Annotated in this window: 9 protein-coding genes and 4 rRNA genes; 3 read left to right on the forward strand and 10 right to left on the reverse strand. The window is 61.1% G+C overall.

Translation table 11 applies throughout. The features are described 5' to 3' along the window. Positions 1-411: 411 nt before the first annotated feature. The 9 genes from VIK36_RS20525 to rpmB form a co-directional block, all read right to left on the reverse strand. A 16S ribosomal RNA gene (locus VIK36_RS20525) occupies positions 412-1,933 on the reverse strand. Between the two features lie 548 nt (positions 1,934-2,481). Continuing rightward, the gene (locus VIK36_RS20530) at positions 2,482-5,520 is read right to left on the reverse strand and encodes a glycoside hydrolase family 2 TIM barrel-domain containing protein (RefSeq protein WP_324643447.1); all 3,039 of its coding nucleotides are present in this window, start codon (positions 5,518-5,520) and stop codon (positions 2,482-2,484) included. A 96-nt stretch (positions 5,521-5,616) separates the two neighbouring features. Continuing rightward, complete coding sequence (locus VIK36_RS20535) at positions 5,617-6,624, reverse strand: LacI family DNA-binding transcriptional regulator (RefSeq protein ID WP_324643449.1); 1,008 nt, start codon at positions 6,622-6,624, stop codon at positions 5,617-5,619. A 161-nt stretch (positions 6,625-6,785) separates the two neighbouring features. Beyond that, a 5S ribosomal RNA gene (gene rrf / locus VIK36_RS20540) occupies positions 6,786-6,902 on the reverse strand. A gap of 168 nt (positions 6,903-7,070) precedes the next feature. After that, positions 7,071-10,195, reverse strand: a 23S ribosomal RNA gene (locus tag VIK36_RS20545). A 513-nt stretch (positions 10,196-10,708) separates the two neighbouring features. Beyond that, a 16S ribosomal RNA gene (locus VIK36_RS20550) occupies positions 10,709-12,230 on the reverse strand. Together the 16S, 23S and 5S rRNA genes form the textbook arrangement of a ribosomal RNA operon. A 649-nt stretch (positions 12,231-12,879) precedes the next feature. Beyond that, positions 12,880-13,185, reverse strand: a complete 306-nt coding sequence (gene rpsN / locus VIK36_RS20555; protein ID WP_015938870.1) for a 30S ribosomal protein S14 — start codon at positions 13,183-13,185, stop codon at positions 12,880-12,882. Between the two features lie 2 nt (positions 13,186-13,187). Next, a complete protein-coding gene (gene rpmG, locus VIK36_RS20560; protein ID WP_013602737.1) occupies positions 13,188-13,355 on the reverse strand; it encodes a 50S ribosomal protein L33 in 168 nt (55 codons plus the stop codon). Then, positions 13,355-13,591, reverse strand: coding sequence for a 50S ribosomal protein L28 (rpmB, locus tag VIK36_RS20565; RefSeq protein ID WP_018763944.1), 237 nt, complete (start codon positions 13,589-13,591; stop codon positions 13,355-13,357). Before rpmB ends, rpmG begins: the two co-directional genes overlap by 1 nt. A gap of 314 nt (positions 13,592-13,905) precedes the next feature. Between rpmB and VIK36_RS20570 the strand changes: the two genes are divergently transcribed. From VIK36_RS20570 to VIK36_RS20580, 3 genes are all read left to right on the forward strand, one after another. Next, positions 13,906-15,372, forward strand: coding sequence for a ferredoxin reductase family protein (locus VIK36_RS20570; protein WP_324643452.1), 1,467 nt, complete (start codon positions 13,906-13,908; stop codon positions 15,370-15,372). Beyond that, entirely contained in the window at positions 15,369-15,911 is a 543-nt protein-coding gene (locus VIK36_RS20575) for an FMN-binding protein (protein ID WP_324643453.1), read from the forward strand. Before VIK36_RS20570 ends, VIK36_RS20575 begins: the two co-directional genes overlap by 4 nt. A gap of 61 nt (positions 15,912-15,972) precedes the next feature. After that, complete coding sequence (locus VIK36_RS20580; RefSeq protein ID WP_324643454.1) at positions 15,973-16,758, forward strand: FAD:protein FMN transferase; 786 nt, start codon at positions 15,973-15,975, stop codon at positions 16,756-16,758. An 11-nt stretch (positions 16,759-16,769) separates the two neighbouring features. Here the strand turns inward: VIK36_RS20580 and VIK36_RS20585 are convergent, their stop codons facing one another. Further along, the gene (locus tag VIK36_RS20585; protein WP_324643456.1) at positions 16,770-17,531 is read right to left on the reverse strand and encodes an SGNH/GDSL hydrolase family protein; all 762 of its coding nucleotides are present in this window, start codon (positions 17,529-17,531) and stop codon (positions 16,770-16,772) included. Positions 17,532-17,548 lie beyond the last annotated feature (17 nt).

Consider the following 17,548-nt stretch of genomic DNA (forward strand, 5'->3'; position numbering starts at 1 on the left):
CTTATACAAGATGCTCGCGTCCACTATGTAGTTCTCAAACAACAACCCCACACCACACACCCCACACACACGTGCGTGGACCGTCATGGCAGGGAAACCAGAAACAAACACTCCCACCAGAACACCACCCACACCCCGAAAGGCGAAGACAGCGAACCCGTGGTCCTGTTGCCTCAGGACCCAACAGTGTGCCAAACACGAAAACCACCACATCACCACGCCCACCGTTCCAGAACCACCACCAGGTGGGATTCGTACTAGAGAAGGACACGACAACACAACGGCCGCTATTTGTTGATATTCCACCCATGAGCACCCGCCGCAGGACAATCGCCTGCGCAACGGGCTTGCTTCCTGACAACCCCCACACCCGGACATACATCCAGGACAGGTGTTGTAGGCGCTCCTTAGAAAGGAGGTGATCCAGCCGCACCTTCCGGTACGGCTACCTTGTTACGACTTAGTCCCAATCGCCAGTCCCACCTTCGACAGCTCCCTCCCACAAGGGGTTAGGCCACCGGCTTCGGGTGTTACCAACTTTCGTGACTTGACGGGCGGTGTGTACAAGGCCCGGGAACGTATTCACCGCAGCGTTGCTGATCTGCGATTACTAGCGACTCCGACTTCATGGGGTCGAGTTGCAGACCCCAATCCGAACTGAGACCGGCTTTTTGGGATTAGCTCCACCTCACAGTATCGCAACCCTTTGTACCGGCCATTGTAGCATGCGTGAAGCCCAAGACATAAGGGGCATGATGATTTGACGTCGTCCCCACCTTCCTCCGAGTTGACCCCGGCAGTCTCCTATGAGTCCCCACCATCACGTGCTGGCAACATAGAACGAGGGTTGCGCTCGTTGCGGGACTTAACCCAACATCTCACGACACGAGCTGACGACAACCATGCACCACCTGTAAACCGACCACAAGTGGGGGACCTGTTTCCAGGTCTTTCCGGTTCATGTCAAGCCTTGGTAAGGTTCTTCGCGTTGCATCGAATTAATCCGCATGCTCCGCCGCTTGTGCGGGCCCCCGTCAATTCCTTTGAGTTTTAGCCTTGCGGCCGTACTCCCCAGGCGGGGCACTTAATGCGTTAGCTACGGCGCGGAAAACGTGGAATGTCCCCCACACCTAGTGCCCAACGTTTACGGCATGGACTACCAGGGTATCTAATCCTGTTCGCTCCCCATGCTTTCGCTCCTCAGCGTCAGTTAATGCCCAGAGACCTGCCTTCGCCATCGGTGTTCCTCCTGATATCTGCGCATTTCACCGCTACACCAGGAATTCCAGTCTCCCCTACATCACTCTAGTCTGCCCGTACCCACCGCAGATCCGGAGTTGAGCCCCGGACTTTCACGGCAGACGCGACAAACCGCCTACGAGCTCTTTACGCCCAATAATTCCGGATAACGCTTGCGCCCTACGTATTACCGCGGCTGCTGGCACGTAGTTAGCCGGCGCTTCTTCTGCAGGTACCGTCACTTTCGCTTCTTCCCTACTGAAAGAGGTTTACAACCCGAAGGCCGTCATCCCTCACGCGGCGTCGCTGCATCAGGCTTGCGCCCATTGTGCAATATTCCCCACTGCTGCCTCCCGTAGGAGTCTGGGCCGTGTCTCAGTCCCAGTGTGGCCGGTCACCCTCTCAGGCCGGCTACCCGTCGTCGCCTTGGTAGGCCATTACCCCACCAACAAGCTGATAGGCCGCGAGTCCATCCAAAACCACAAAAGCTTTCCACCAACCACCATGCGATGATCAGTCATATCCGGTATTAGACCCAGTTTCCCAGGCTTATCCCAGAGTCAAGGGCAGGTTACTCACGTGTTACTCACCCGTTCGCCACTAATCCACCAGCAAGCTGGCATCATCGTTCGACTTGCATGTGTTAAGCACGCCGCCAGCGTTCATCCTGAGCCAGGATCAAACTCTCCGTTGAAGTAAAACAGACACAACCAAAACCACCGGAAATAACGGCGACAAAGGCTGCACAAAATTTGAAACCAGCTAAAAACACCAAACCACACCACAGGGGCGGCACGATTCGGCAAATTCAACCAATTACATACATAATCGGTATCAACAAACTTGGCACACTATTGAGTTCTCAAACAACAGACACACCCGGCACCACCCAAACCAACGTTCAGGATCGCTCCGGAGCAACTTTCCAAACTTACCCGATCCCACAATCCGAGTCAAATCCATCTTCCAGGACCCACACCGAATCGAAGACCGCCCCCACCCAGCAACAGCACGCATAAAAGCGAACCATTTTCCAGGCCGTTCAAAAAAGGGGGGTTGGCCGCTATTTTTCCGCTTCAGCGGCGGCGACTCAGAAAACAATACCCGCACACAACCCCCACCGCAAATCGGGCTAAACCGGGCCGCACGGGCCACCCTAAACCCCGGAATGACGCGGTTTTTCGCTGCCCAGGCAGGGGCTTTCGCCCCTCTTGCGTCAGTTGGCCGCCTTTATGGAGTGGCTCACATCTGCTGCACGCCGTTCCCCGTTACCCGGAGGACCAGCTCGAAGTCCGCCGCCCGCGGCTTCAACCGGTATGGCTCCAGAACGCCGGGCCCGCACGCTGCTGTCCCCACACCCCTCATGGCATGGTCAAGGTGGATGTAGGTGCGCCCGTCCGGAATGAGATCCGGCCTGTGGGTTGCTGCTGCCAGGGCCTGCATGCTGTACGGCCGGACTGTCAGCGCAAAGGACGCGCCGGAAACGTGCAGCTTCCTGCCACCCGTGCTCACTACCGCGGACTGCACGCCGGACCGGGCCCCCGACTCCTGGGGGCGGACGTACTCCACGTCCAGGTCGGCGAGGGGCAGCTCGAACCATCCTGTCCGGGTGCCTTGCCCGGTGTCCGGGTAACTCTGGTGCGGGCCCTGGCCGAACCAGCCCACGGTGGTTGTGCCGGCACCCAGCACAAGTTCCAGCCCGAGCCTCGCCCACTCCACCTCAAAGCCGGCGTTGAGCCACTCCCCTACCGGAGTGACATGGGTCCGCAAGGCCAGGGAGCCGGCGCTGCTGGTCCACTCATAGTCGACCAACACCCCGAACTGTTTGTCCGCCGCTCCCATGCGCGTGCTGACGCGAAGGTGCTCGCCGCCGTCGGGCGTTGTTTCGGCGCCGATGCCCAGCAGGCGGGTGTGCAGCCGGTCGAGTCCCGCCTCCTTCCACTGGATGGCAAGGGGCCGCTCGTCCGTGCTTCCCCACTCCCGGCCGAGGTCGTTGTCCGTGGGTGCCCACCACAGGACCAGGCCCAGTTTTTCCACGGGCAGGCCACCGATGCAGGTGGGCATGCCGGTGGCCCGGTCGAATACGGCAGGGCCCAGCCGGAGTTCCTGGTCGGTAACGTCAACCGGTTCTTCGGCCGGCGGCATGGCGGGTGGCGGCACCGCCCGGACTGCCTGCCCCCACGCCACCTCATGGCCGGCAGAACCCCAGGCAGTGTCCGCGGCGAGTACGGCGCTGACCGTGAGTACGGCCGGCTGGCTCTCCGGCAGGCCCGCCACATACCGGGCCACCTCCGCCGGCAGCTCCACAACAGCCCGGGACTGCGGTGCGAGCGGCGGCACTGCCACCGTTCCCTCCAGCTGCGTGCCGCCGTCGGCCTCCACCTTGTACTGGAACCGGAAGGCGGATGTGTCCGCGAAGTCCTGCCCGTTCCGCACGGTGAAGCCGGCCCAGGTGCCAGCCACCCCGATGTGCAGCGGCTCAATCACCTTCTTGAAATCCAGCAGGCCGGGACGTGGGTTGCGGTCGGCGTCCACCAGCCCGTCCGTGACGAAGTTCCCGTCATGGATCTCCTCACCGAAGTCCCCGCCATAAGCGAAGTGGTGGCCGCCGCCAGGGGAGGGGACGGTGATCCCGTGCTCAAGCCATTCCCAGACGAAGCCGCCCATAAGCCGGGGATACCGCTCGAACAGCTCCTGGTACTCGCTCATGCCGCCGGGGCCGTTGCCCATGGCGTGCACGTACTCGCACAGCATGAACGGCATGGCGCGGCGACGCGCATCGAGTGCGGCATCCTCCAGGGGCGGCTCGATGCCCTGCCCGATGAGCTCCGTCTCGGCTTGGCTGGCATACATCCGTGAGTAGACGTCCACGAAGGGCGACGACCAGTCGCCCTCGTAGTGGATGGGACGGGACGGGTCACGGTCCTTGGTCCATCGCGACATGGCCGCCAGGTTCCTGCCGGTGCCCGCCTCATTGCCCAGCGACCACATGATCACGGAAGGATGGTTTTTATCGCGCTCCACCGTCCGCTGCATCCGGTCCAGCAGCGCGGCTTCCCACTGCGGATCATCGCTGGGGTTGTGTGCCCAGCCGGCGCTGTGGAAGCCATGCGTTTCGAGATCGCATTCAAGAACCACATAGAACCCCAGCCGGTCCGCCAGCGCAAGGAACTCGGGGTGCGGCGGGTAATGCGAGGTCCTGATGGCGTTGATATTGTGCTGCTTCATCAACCGCAGCTCGGCCTCCACCACATCCCGCGGCACAACGCGGCCAAACCGGGGGTGGTGCTCGTGGCGGTTTACGCCGCGGAGCAGGATCCGCCGGCCGTTCACCTTGAACTGGGCGTCCTCGATGATGATGCTCCGGAAGCCCACCTGCAGCGAGACTGTCTCGCCGGGGCTGCTGACAGTGGCGTCGTAGAGGCGTGGGGTTTCAGCAGACCAGGGTTCCACGCCGGGAACTTGCTGCTCCACCCCGGCGGCCAGTTCGAGGCCAAGTTCCGGAACGCGGACGACGGCGTCAATCGCCTGCCCCGAGCGGGTCACGTCAACGCGGAGCGAGCCGGCGCCCGTTCCCGGGTCGTAGCCCGCGTGGACAAATACATCGTCGATGCCGTGCTCCGGCCGGCCTTGCAGCGTCACGTCCCGGAAGATGCCCGGGAGCCACCACATGTCCTGGTCCTCCACGTAGCTCGAGGCGGAGAACTGGGCCACCCGGACCGCCAGGATGTTGGTTCCTTCGACCAGGACGCCGGAGACATCGAATTCGTGGGCCAGCCTGCTCCCGCGGGTAGTCCCCAGTTCCACCCCGTTCAGCCACACGGTCCCGGCAGAATCGATGCCATCGAACCGGAGCACGGCGTGCGGGAGGAACTCCGGGCCTGCCTCAAAGGCCACCAGGTGGTCGCCGATGGGATTGGCATCCGGCACGTGCGGGGGTTCCACCGGGAAGGGGAACTGGACGTTGGTATAGGCCGGGGAGCCGTGGCCGTGCATGTTCCAGCTCGAGGGGACGGGAAGGGCAGTGAAGCCGGACAGCCCGGTGCCGCGCTGCCACCCGTCGTTGGGTGCCGTCCGGATTCCGGGGCTCAGCCGGAACTTCCATTCCCCATTGAGTGAGAGCCTGGGTGCGTCGGATTCGAGGTACGCCCGTGCTGGAAGGCTTCCCCGCCCCGGTGCCGCAGAGGCCAATTCCCCGGCCTCCGCGGCACCAAGATCCAGGGAGCGGGAGGGGGCCGCGGCGGCGGAGCCGTTACCGGCAGTTTCGGCTTGGTTGTGCAATGGAATGTGTCTTCCTTGGCGGGGAGGAGTACGGTACGTGAACGTTCACGGTGCTGCAGAAGAAGCCTAGCCTGTCCATTTCCATTTGAGTAGGGCTCAGGCGGACTGCCGGAGGACAAGCTGATGCCGGAGGGTCAGGAAGGCCTCGGCGCTGCGGTCCTTGATTGTGCCGGAAATCAAGCCGTCCACGAGTCCGACGGCGGCGCGGCCCACCGCGCGAAGGTCAAGCGAGAGGGTGGTCAGCTCGGGGGTGAGCAGCTCACCGAGCGGTATCCCGTCCATTCCGATGACCGGACAATCGTTCGGGGCAGCCCTGCCAGCTTCCTGGAGCGCCTTCAGTGCGCCTGCTGCCATCAGGTCGTTGAAGGCGAGAATGCCGTCGACCCGGCTGCCGCCCGTTGGGAGGAGGGCGATGGCCGATTTGGCAGCGGCCGCGGACGGCTCCGCCGGCAGGCGGGTGAGGTGCACGCCTGCCTGTTCGGCCTCGGCCGCTGCTGCCGTACTCCGGCTGCTGGCGTTATTGCCTTGGTCAGAGTCAAGGAAGATGATGTTCCGGCAACCACGGGACGACAGGTGTGTCAGGGCGAGCCGGGCAGCGTGACGGTAGTCGAAGGAGATTCCTCCGGCAGTGTCCGTGCCCGGGTAGTCGATGGCGACGACGGGGCGCCGGCCCATCAGCGCCTGCGCTTCGTCAGGGTGCGGCGCAAGGTAGCCGATCAGCGCGTCCACTTGGGGCGCAAGCCGGGCAGCGGCAGTTACGGCGCTGCCGGTGCCATGGCCGTAGTCGTCCATCACCACGTTCCAGCCGCGCTCGGTGGCGGCTTCAACCACGCTGGAGGCAAAGGCCGGAAAATAGGGGTTTGTCAGGTCCGGGATGGCGAGTCCTATCGAAGTCCGGGCGCCCTGCACCAGGCCCTTCGCAAAGCGGCTGGGGACGTACCCCATTTCCGCTGCGAGTCCCTTGACCCGTTCCCTGGTTTCCTGGCTGATGCCGGCCATGTCATTCATGGCGCGGGTCACGGTCTGGCGTGATACACCGGCTGCAGCTGCCACATCCAGGATGGTGGCCCGCTTGCCCCTGGGTCCTGGGATCTGGAGGGTCATAGACGGTAAGTCTAGGCGGCTGGGCCAGATGCGCCATCAAATATGGCTGCTAACCGGGGGTTTTGGGGACCATACCTGATGGAGCAAGTCAGGGGTTGTTTTGTTTGTTAAATGTGGGAGGCCCCAACCGTGTGTGGTTGGGGCCTCGACCATGAATGATGTTCCGGCGGTGACCTACTCTCCCACACCCTCCCGGGTGCAGTACCATCGGCGCTGTGGGTCTTAGCTTCCGGGTTCGGAATGGGACCGGGCGTTTCCCCCACGCTATGACCGCCGTAACCCTTCTACCCGTCACCAACCCGCTTGGGGGTGGTGTGGGAAATCTGTGGTTACAACATGTGGTGTTGTATGTAGTTGTGTTGGTTACCTACCAGTACCGCCCGTGTTGGGGGGTTGTTGGTTGGGAACCACATAGTGGACGCAAGCAGAATTTTGTATGTATCTGTGTGGTGTAAGTTATTGGCCTATTAGTACCGGTCAGCTTCACGAGTCGTTAGTCCTCGCTTCCACATCCGGCCTATCAACCCAGTGGTCTGGCTGGGGGCCTCTCACACATAATGTGTATGGAAATCTCATCTTGAAGCGAGCTTCCCGCTTAGATGCTTTCAGCGGTTATCCCATCCGAACGTAGCTAATCAGCGGTGCACTTGGCAGTACAACTGACACACCAGAGGTTCGTCCGTCCCGGTCCTCTCGTACTAAGGACAGCCCTTCTCAAATTTCCTGCGCGCGCAGCGGATAGGGACCGAACTGTCTCACGACGTTCTAAACCCAGCTCGCGTACCGCTTTAATGGGCGAACAGCCCAACCCTTGGGACCTACTCCAGCCCCAGGATGCGACGAGCCGACATCGAGGTGCCAAACCATGCCGTCGATATGGACTCTTGGGCAAGATCAGCCTGTTATCCCCGAGGTACCTTTTATCCGTTGAGCGACGGCCATTCCACAATGTACCGCCGGATCACTAGTCCCGACTTTCGTCCCTGCTCGAGATGTCTCTCTCACAGTCAAGCTCCCTTGTGCACTTACACTCGACACCTGATTGCCAACCAGGCTGAGGGAACCTTTGGGCGCCTCCGTTACTTTTTAGGAGGCAACCGCCCCAGTTAAACTACCCATCAGGCACTGTCCCTGACCCGGATTACGGGCCGAAGTTAGATGTCCAAAGTGACCAGAGTGGTATTTCAACGATGACTCCACCCGAACTGGCGTCCGGGCTTCAACGTCTCCCACCTATCCTACACAAGCCACTCCGAACACCAATACCAAACTATAGTAAAGGTCTCGGGGTCTTTCCGTCCTGCTGCGCGTAACGAGCATCTTTACTCGTACTGCAATTTCGCCGAGTTTATGGTTGAGACAGCGGGGAAGTCGTTACTCCATTCGTGCAGGTCGGAACTTACCCGACAAGGAATTTCGCTACCTTAGGATGGTTATAGTTACCACCGCCGTTTACTGGGGCTTAAATTCTCAGCTTCGCCGTGAGGCTAACCGGTCCTCTTAACCTTCCAGCACCGGGCAGGAGTCAGTCCGTATACATCGTCTTGCGACTTCGCACGGACCTGTGTTTTTAGTAAACAGTCGCTTCCCCCTGGTCTCTGCGGCCCCGATCCCCTCCCGGACGCGAAGTCCGATCAAGGTTGGGGCCCCCCTTCTCCCGAAGTTACGGGGGCATTTTGCCGAGTTCCTTAACCATAATTCTCTCGATCGCCTTAGTATTCTCTACCTGATCACCTGTGTCGGTTTGGGGTACGGGCGGCTAAAACCTCGCGTCGATGCTTTTCTCGGCAGCATAGGATCACCAAATCCCCCAAACGGGGGTCCCATCAGATCTCAGGCCATATGAGTGGCGGATTTGCCTACCACTCGCCCTACATCCTTAGACCGGGACAACCATCGCCCGGCTCGGCTACCTTCCTGCGTCACACCTGTTAATACGCTTGCCTCCCAGGATCAGGTCCCGCGCTCCACCAAAACCCTTCACCCACAAGGGGTGTCGGGCAGGTCTCGGGCGGTTAGTATCCCCTGTTCAACATGGACGGTTTTTCGCCGGTACGGGAATATCAACCCGTTGTCCATCGACTACGCCTGTCGGCCTCGCCTTAGGTCCCGACTTACCCAGGGCAGATTAGCTTGACCCTGGAACCCTTGATCATTCGGCGGACGGGTTTCTCACCCGTCTTTCGCTACTCATGCCTGCATTCTCACTCGTGTAGGCTCCACCGCTGGTTTACACCGCGACTTCACCGCCCACACGACGCTCCCCTACCCATCCAGACGCCTGAACCACAAGGGCTTAGCTAATATCTGAATGCCACAACTTCGGCGGTGTACTTGAGCCCCGCTACATTGTCGGCGCGGAATCACTTGACCAGTGAGCTATTACGCACTCTTTTAAGGGTGGCTGCTTCTAAGCCAACCTCCTGGTTGTCTGGGCAACTCCACATCCTTTCCCACTTAGCACACGCTTAGGGGCCTTAGTTGGTGGTCTGGGCTGTTTCCCTCTCGACTATGAAGCTTATCCCCCACAGTCTCACTGCTGCGCTCTCACTTACCGGCATTCGGAGTTTGGCTGACGTCAGTAACCTTGTAGGGCCCATTAGCCATCCAGTAGCTCTACCTCCAGCAAGAAACACGCAACGCTGCACCTAAATGCATTTCGGGGAGAACCAGCTATCACGAAGTTTGATTGGCCTTTCACCCCTACCCACAGCTCATCCCCTCCATTTTCAACTGAAGTGGGTTCGGTCCTCCACGACGTCTTACCGTCGCTTCAACCTGGCCATGGGTAGATCACTTCGCTTCGGGTCTAGATCACGCCACTCACACGCCCTATTCAGACTCGCTTTCGCTACGGCTGCCCCACACGGGTTAACCTCGCGACGTAACACTAACTCGCAGGCTCATTCTTCAAAAGGCACGCCGTCACCAGAATCAGACTGGCTCCGACGGATTGTAAGCACACGGTTTCAGGTACTGTTTCACTCCCTCCCGGGGTACTTTTCACCTTTCCCTCACGGTACTGGTCCGCTATCGGTCATTAGGGAGTATTTAGGCTTATCAGGTGGTCCTGACAGATTCGCACGGGATTTCTCGGGCCCCGTACTACTTGGGATACTCTCACAGGCGGTACAAACACATTACGGTTACGGGACTAACACCCTCTCTGGCCGGCCTTTCAAAACCGTTCACCTATGCGCGCACATCACACCCCACCAGCCCGGCAGAACTGGTATGGAAAGTCCCACAACCCCGACCATGCAACGCCCGCCGGCTATCACACATGGAACGGTTTAGCCTGATCCGCGTTCGCTCGCCACTACTAACGGAATCACTATTGTTTTCTCTTCCTGCGGGTACTGAGATGTTTCACTTCCCCGCGTTCCCCCCACGCACCCTATGTGTTCAGGTACGGGTCACCAAGTCACTCGCGCGCTTGGCGGGGTTTCCCCATTCGGACACCCTGGGATCACAGTCCGGTTATCGACTCCCCAGGCTTATCGCAGATTCCTACGTCCTTCTTCGGCTCCTAATGCCAAGGCATCCACCGTGTGCTCTTAAAAACTTGACCACAAAGATCAAAAACAAGCTCACTCGAGAGAACCATGAAAACTGTCCCGCGCACCCAAAGGCACACGAACCAGATCCAGGTTCATTTATCTTGGAAATTGCTTCTTATACAAGATGCTCGCGTCCACTATGTAGTTCTCAAACAACAACCCCACACCACACACCCACACACACGTGCGTGGACCGTCATGGCAGGGAAACCAGAAACAAACACTCCCACCAGAACACCACCCACACCCCGAAAGGCGAAGACAGCGAACCCGTGGTCCTGTTGCCTCAGGACCCAACAGTGTGCCAAACACGAAAACCACCACATCACCACGCCCACCGTTCCAGAACCACCACCAGGTGGGATTCGTACTAGAGAAGGACACGACAACACAACGGCCGCTATTTGTTGATATTCCACCCATGAGCACCCGCCGCAGGACAATCGCCTGCGCAACGGGCTTGCTTCCTGACAACCCCCACACCCGGACATACATCCAGGACAGGTGTTGTAGGCGCTCCTTAGAAAGGAGGTGATCCAGCCGCACCTTCCGGTACGGCTACCTTGTTACGACTTAGTCCCAATCGCCAGTCCCACCTTCGACAGCTCCCTCCCACAAGGGGTTAGGCCACCGGCTTCGGGTGTTACCAACTTTCGTGACTTGACGGGCGGTGTGTACAAGGCCCGGGAACGTATTCACCGCAGCGTTGCTGATCTGCGATTACTAGCGACTCCGACTTCATGGGGTCGAGTTGCAGACCCCAATCCGAACTGAGACCGGCTTTTTGGGATTAGCTCCACCTCACAGTATCGCAACCCTTTGTACCGGCCATTGTAGCATGCGTGAAGCCCAAGACATAAGGGGCATGATGATTTGACGTCGTCCCCACCTTCCTCCGAGTTGACCCCGGCAGTCTCCTATGAGTCCCCACCATCACGTGCTGGCAACATAGAACGAGGGTTGCGCTCGTTGCGGGACTTAACCCAACATCTCACGACACGAGCTGACGACAACCATGCACCACCTGTAAACCGACCACAAGTGGGGGACCTGTTTCCAGGTCTTTCCGGTTCATGTCAAGCCTTGGTAAGGTTCTTCGCGTTGCATCGAATTAATCCGCATGCTCCGCCGCTTGTGCGGGCCCCCGTCAATTCCTTTGAGTTTTAGCCTTGCGGCCGTACTCCCCAGGCGGGGCACTTAATGCGTTAGCTACGGCGCGGAAAACGTGGAATGTCCCCCACACCTAGTGCCCAACGTTTACGGCATGGACTACCAGGGTATCTAATCCTGTTCGCTCCCCATGCTTTCGCTCCTCAGCGTCAGTTAATGCCCAGAGACCTGCCTTCGCCATCGGTGTTCCTCCTGATATCTGCGCATTTCACCGCTACACCAGGAATTCCAGTCTCCCCTACATCACTCTAGTCTGCCCGTACCCACCGCAGATCCGGAGTTGAGCCCCGGACTTTCACGGCAGACGCGACAAACCGCCTACGAGCTCTTTACGCCCAATAATTCCGGATAACGCTTGCGCCCTACGTATTACCGCGGCTGCTGGCACGTAGTTAGCCGGCGCTTCTTCTGCAGGTACCGTCACTTTCGCTTCTTCCCTACTGAAAGAGGTTTACAACCCGAAGGCCGTCATCCCTCACGCGGCGTCGCTGCATCAGGCTTGCGCCCATTGTGCAATATTCCCCACTGCTGCCTCCCGTAGGAGTCTGGGCCGTGTCTCAGTCCCAGTGTGGCCGGTCACCCTCTCAGGCCGGCTACCCGTCGTCGCCTTGGTAGGCCATTACCCCACCAACAAGCTGATAGGCCGCGAGTCCATCCAAAACCACAAAAGCTTTCCACCAACCACCATGCGATGATCAGTCATATCCGGTATTAGACCCAGTTTCCCAGGCTTATCCCAGAGTCAAGGGCAGGTTACTCACGTGTTACTCACCCGTTCGCCACTAATCCACCAGCAAGCTGGCATCATCGTTCGACTTGCATGTGTTAAGCACGCCGCCAGCGTTCATCCTGAGCCAGGATCAAACTCTCCGTTGAAAACAAACAGACACAACCAAAACCACCGGAAATAACGGCGACAAAGGCTGCACAAAATTTGAAACCAGCTAAAAACACCAAACCACACCACAGGGGCGGCACGATTCGGCAAATTCAACCAATTACATACATAATCGGTATCAACAAACTTGGCACACTATTGAGTTCTCAAACAACAGACACACCCGGCACCACCCAAACCAACGTTCAGGATCGCTCCGGAGCAACTTTTCAAACTTACCCGATCCCCGCCTCCGAAGCAAATCCATCTCTCAGGATTCACATCGAATTGAAGACCGTCCCATACCAATTTCCAGCGCCCTAAAGAGCAACCAGATTTTGGCTTTGATTTGGGGGTTTTGGCCACCCGGTGAACAGTTCTTCACTGTCTCCCCCGCGGCGACTTAGAAAACAATACACGCACTCCGGGCCCACCGCAAACCGGGTCTCCGGGGGCCGGAAATCCGCGGTTTTGCGCGGCGAAACCCGGGATGGAGCACCCAAGCGGCCTGCCGGCGTCGTAATTCCGGCGTGTGGGCTGCCGCACAGCCCGCCGACCCGGCGCCCACCTGCCACGGCTTAACGCAGAAGGGCCGGCAACCAAATGGTTGCCGGCCCTTCTCAAGCAGCTGGAATCAGCGGTGCTGGATTACCAGGAAGACTTGGTGATGCCCGGGAGCTCACCGCGGTGAGCCATGTCGCGGAAACGGACACGGGAGATGCCGAACTTCTGGAAGGTGCCACGGGGGCGGCCGTCGATGATGTCGCGGTTGCGCAGACGGATCGGGGACGCGTTGCGGGGCAGCTTCTGCAGGCCCAGGCGGGCTGCTTCGCGTGCTTCGTCGGTTGCGTTTTCGTCAACCAGGGTCTTCTTCAGTTCGAGGCGCTTTGCAGCGTAACGCTCAACGATGACCTTGCGCTGCTCGTTGCGAGCAATCTTGGACTTCTTAGCCATGTTTAGCGCTCCTCTCGGAATTCGACGTGCTGGCGGATCTTGGGGTCGTACTTCTTCAGGACCATGCGGTCCGGGTCGTTACGACGGTTCTTGCGGGTTACGTAGGTGTAACCCGTGCCCGCGGTCGACTTGAGCTTGATGATCGGACGTACGTCCTTGTCCTTAGCCACTAGAGCTTCACCCCACGAGCCAGAATGTCGGCGACGACTGCGTCGATACCGCGCACGTCGATGGTCTTGATGCCACGTGCAGAAACCTGCAGCGTGACGTTACGGCGCAGGGACGGAACCCAGTAGCGCTTCTTCTGGATGTTCGGATCGAACCGACGCTTGTTGCGGCGGTGCGAGTGCGAAATGCTGTGCCCAAAGCCCGGCTCGGCCCCGGTCACTTGGCAGTGTGCTGCCATGACTTCTCCTCAAGAATTGAAAGTAATGATCCGCATATCTGCTGCTGGACCATGCTGCCAAGTGCGACCCACAGAATGTACGGGCAACGGTTAGTTACGCAACTTGAGCCCCTAACTACCGGCCACCCTGGAGAAAATTACCGGGCAACCGGAGCAATTGCGCACGCTCCGCGCACTTAGCGCCTACCAAGTCTACGAGTTGACGCAATTAAAGACCAATCGGGTGTATAAGGGCTTGCCCCTGCTGAAAGGTCACAGCCGCCGCTGGTCCCTTTTCACAGCAGGGACATAGCTTCCCCACGCATGTTTGATTCATGAACACGCAGCTCCTGCCGGCGTCCCCGGCCGCAAGCAGCTCCGGCCGCCCGGAGCTTTCACCACCGAAGATACCCGCCCGCGGCTGGTTTGCCCGCCAGTACCGCCAGCGCATGCTGCGGACGGACCTGCTGACCGTCATTGCCTGGGCATCCGTTGCCGCGGCAATCTCCCTGTGGCTGGCCGACGGCGGGGCCACCAACATCACTTCGCCCGCCGCCCTGTTCACGGCTGCGGGGATCGTGGCCGGGCTGGCGGGCATGGACCTGGTCCTGCTCATGCTGCTCCTGGCCGCAAGGATCCCGTTCATCGACCGCACCATCGGCCATGACCGGGCCCTGGAATTTCACGGCAAACTGGGAAAGCCGTCCCTCTACCTCCTGTTGGCGCACGGCCTCCTGCTCGCCGTCGGATACGGCATGGCCGAGGGACTGGACCCGGTCAGCGAGTCCATCAACCTGTGGGTGCAGGTGCCCGATATGTGGCTGGCGTTCGTCTCCATGGCGCTGTTCATCGCCGTCGTCGTGACCTCCCTGGTGGCTGTGCGCCGGCGCTTCCCCTATGAGTTCTGGTATGTGGTCCACCTGCTGACCTACGCGGCGGTGGCAACGTCAATCCCGCACCAGTTCAGCGTGGGCGGCCTCTTCGCCGCCGGCACCTGGCAGCGGTGGTATTGGCTCGCCATCTGCATCTACACCGGCTCGGCGCTGGTGTACTTCCGCATCCTTGAGCCTGTGCTGGCCACCGTTCGCCACCAACTGACGGTGGCCCGTGTGGAAGCCGTGGCTCCGGGCGTGGTGAACATCGTTATGCGGGGCCGGAAGCTGGACCAGCTTGCAGGAACGGGCGGACGCTTCTTCATCTGGCGCTTCCTGGCTCCGGGCATGTGGTGGCACCCCCACCCGTTCAGCCTGTCCGCGGAGCCCGTGGTCAACGGCCGGGACGGCCAGGGGACGCTGCGGGTTACTGTCCGGAACCTTGGCGACGGTTCCGCCCGGCTGCTCCGGCTGCGGAAGGGCACCAAGGTGGCCCTGGAGGGCCCCTACGGAATGCTCAGCACGGCAGCCCGGACGAAGAACAAGGTGGTGATGATCGGCGCCGGCATCGGCATCACTCCCCTGCGCGCGCTGCTGGAGACCACCCCATTCGCTCCTGGCGAGGCCACGGTCCTCCTCCGCGGCCACACCGACAAGGAGCTTTACCTGGGCAACGAAATCCTTGACCTCTGCCAGGCGCGCGGGGTCCGGCTCTTCCACCTCACCGGGCCGCGGGGCCACGGCCAGTCCACCTGGCTTCCCGAGGAGTCGGTGCGCAACGGCTACAGCCTTACCTCCTATGTGCCGGACATCAGGGATGCGGACGTCTACGTCTGCGGCCCGGCGGCGTGGGCGGCCAACGTCATTGCGGATGCCGGGAAGGCCGGCGTCCCCGAGGAACAGATCCATCACGAAAGGTTTGACTGGTGAAAATTCGCGGAACAGTCGCAGCAGCTTTGGCCTCCGCCGGGATCCTCCTGGCGGGCTGGCAGACAGGCACGCAGGCGGGCGGCATCAGCACCGTGGCATCAAGTACGACGGCGACAGGCACCACGGGTGCCACCGGCACGGGGTCGGCGGGGACAGGTTCGTCAGGGCCGTCGGGGTCCTCCAGCTCGTCGGGGACCACAGGTTCCTCCGGGTCCTCCGGGTCCGCAAGCTCCGGATCCTCCAGTTCGTCCAGTTCCTCCGCCTCCGGCACCTACAAAGGAAACACCGTCCAGACCCGGTTTGGCCCTGTGCAGGTCCAGATCACGGTGGCGAACGGGAAGATCACCGATGTCACGGCGCTGCAGCTGACCAACACGGACGGCGAATCCATCCAGATCAGCAACCGCGCGGCACCCCTGCTCCGCAGCAAGGTCCTGGCGGCACAATCTGCCAATGTCCAGACCGTCAGCGGCGCCACCATCACCAGCGACGCCTACCTCACCTCTCTCCAGGCAGCCATCGATGCAGCAAACCTCTAACCCCATGCCGGCACCCGCCGGCACGGCTGGCATCACTCTAAAGGCCCGCACCTTTGAATGCATGGGAACGGTCATCGGCCTGACGATGCCGGTGGGCTCCCCCGCGGAAGGGCAGCCGGGGCTCGACGTGCTCGCTGCCGCCACCGCCGTCGTCGAACGCCTGTTCCGGGACCTGGATGACACGTTTAGCCTGTACCGTCCCGAGTCGGAAGCCAGCCGGCTGGCGCGCGGTGAACTGAAGCTGCCCCACGCGTCAGCACAGATGCGGGAGCGTTACACCGAAGCCCATGAGTGGCGCCTGCGCACGGAAGGGGCCTTCACCCCTGAAAGGCCGGACGGGGTGCTGGATCTGTCCGGAATCATCAAGGGCCATGCCATCCGCGAGGCCGGGACGTCGCTCCTTGCCCTGGGCCGCCGGGACTGGTGCCTGAACGCCGGCGGCGACGTCCTGGTCAGCGGCTCGCCGCACCCCGGCAGCGCCGAGCCCTGGAAAGCCGGCGTGGTGGACCCTGCCGACCGCCAGACCCTCATCACCGGATATCCGCTGGGCGGCAACAGCCGGCATAGCGCGATGGCCACCTCCGGCTCCGCTGAACGCGGCGAGCACATCTGGCGGGTGGCGGGCGGGGCGCGTGACGCCGGGTTTGTCCAGGTCACCGTTGCCGCCGAGGATATTGTCACCGCCGACGTCCTGGCCACCGCCATCGTTGCCGGCGGGACACGGATGCTGGACCATGCCGCGGACAACTGGGACGTTGCCGTACTGGCCATCCGCGCGGACGGCTCAATGCTGGCGACTCCGGCGTTCCAGCCAGGGTCGGAAAGGCGCAGCCAGGACCCGCGCTAACGGGACCCGCGCTACAGCCGCGTGAGCTGGGGGTACTTGGCCTGCAGGTTGTCCCCCGAGGATTTGCCGGTGACGCGGCGGACCACCCACGGCGCCGCGTACTCGCGGAACCACTGGGCGTTGGCACGGATGGCGTCGGCCCCGCTCAGTTCCGGGACCGGAGTCATGGGCGGGACATCAATGGAGTGGTCATACTTGAGGACCTCAAGCACGCGCTTGGCCATGTTCGCGTGGCCGGCGGCGGACATGTGCATCCGGTCGTGGGCCCACATGCCCCAGTCGTAGTACTCGCTGAAGCGCCAGTAGTCCACCAGCAGGGCGCCGTGGTCCCCGGCGATCCCGCGGACCAGTTCGTTGTAGATGGCAGTGCGGCCGCGCATGGTGCCGAACACCTTCGAGCCCCGGGCGTCGAAACCCGTGAACATCATCACGGTGGCACCGGTGGCAGCGAGCTTCCCCACGGCGTCGTTGTATTCCACGAGGAGGTCATCGATGTCCACGCGCGGGCGGAGAATGTCATTGGCACCGGCGTAGATGGTCACCAGGGTGGGGTTGAGCTCGACGGCGGCGTCCACCTGCTCAGCCAGGATCTGGCGGAGCTTCCTGCCACGGATGGCAAGGTTGGCGTAGCCGAAGTCCGGGTCCGCGGCGCAGAGCTGTTCCGCCACACGGTCGGCCCACCCGCGGACACCGTTGGGACGTGACGGGTCGTCGTCACCGACGCCTTCGGTGAAAGAGTCGCCAAGTGCCACAAACCGGGAAGTGAAATCCATGCGGTTAGTTTGCCACC

Source organism: Pseudarthrobacter sp. LT1, from assembly GCF_035621795.1.
GTDB lineage: Bacteria > Actinomycetota > Actinomycetes > Actinomycetales > Micrococcaceae > Arthrobacter.

What these genes read in the sequence shown, in the direction of transcription:
- VIK36_RS20580 (WP_324643454.1), top strand. Translation starts at nt 15,973, where the DNA reads ATGGGAACGGTCATCGGCCTGACGATGCCGGTGGGCTCCCCCGCGGAA.
- rpmB (WP_018763944.1), bottom strand. Translation starts at nt 13,591, where the DNA reads ATGGCAGCACACTGCCAAGTGACCGGGGCCGAGCCGGGCTTTGGGCAC.
- VIK36_RS20585 (WP_324643456.1), bottom strand. Translation starts at nt 17,531, where the DNA reads ATGGATTTCACTTCCCGGTTTGTGGCACTTGGCGACTCTTTCACCGAA.
- VIK36_RS20535 (WP_324643449.1), bottom strand. Translation starts at nt 6,624, where the DNA reads ATGACCCTCCAGATCCCAGGACCCAGGGGCAAGCGGGCCACCATCCTG.
- rpsN (WP_015938870.1), bottom strand. Translation starts at nt 13,185, where the DNA reads ATGGCTAAGAAGTCCAAGATTGCTCGCAACGAGCAGCGCAAGGTCATC.
- VIK36_RS20570 (WP_324643452.1), top strand. Translation starts at nt 13,906, where the DNA reads ATGAACACGCAGCTCCTGCCGGCGTCCCCGGCCGCAAGCAGCTCCGGC.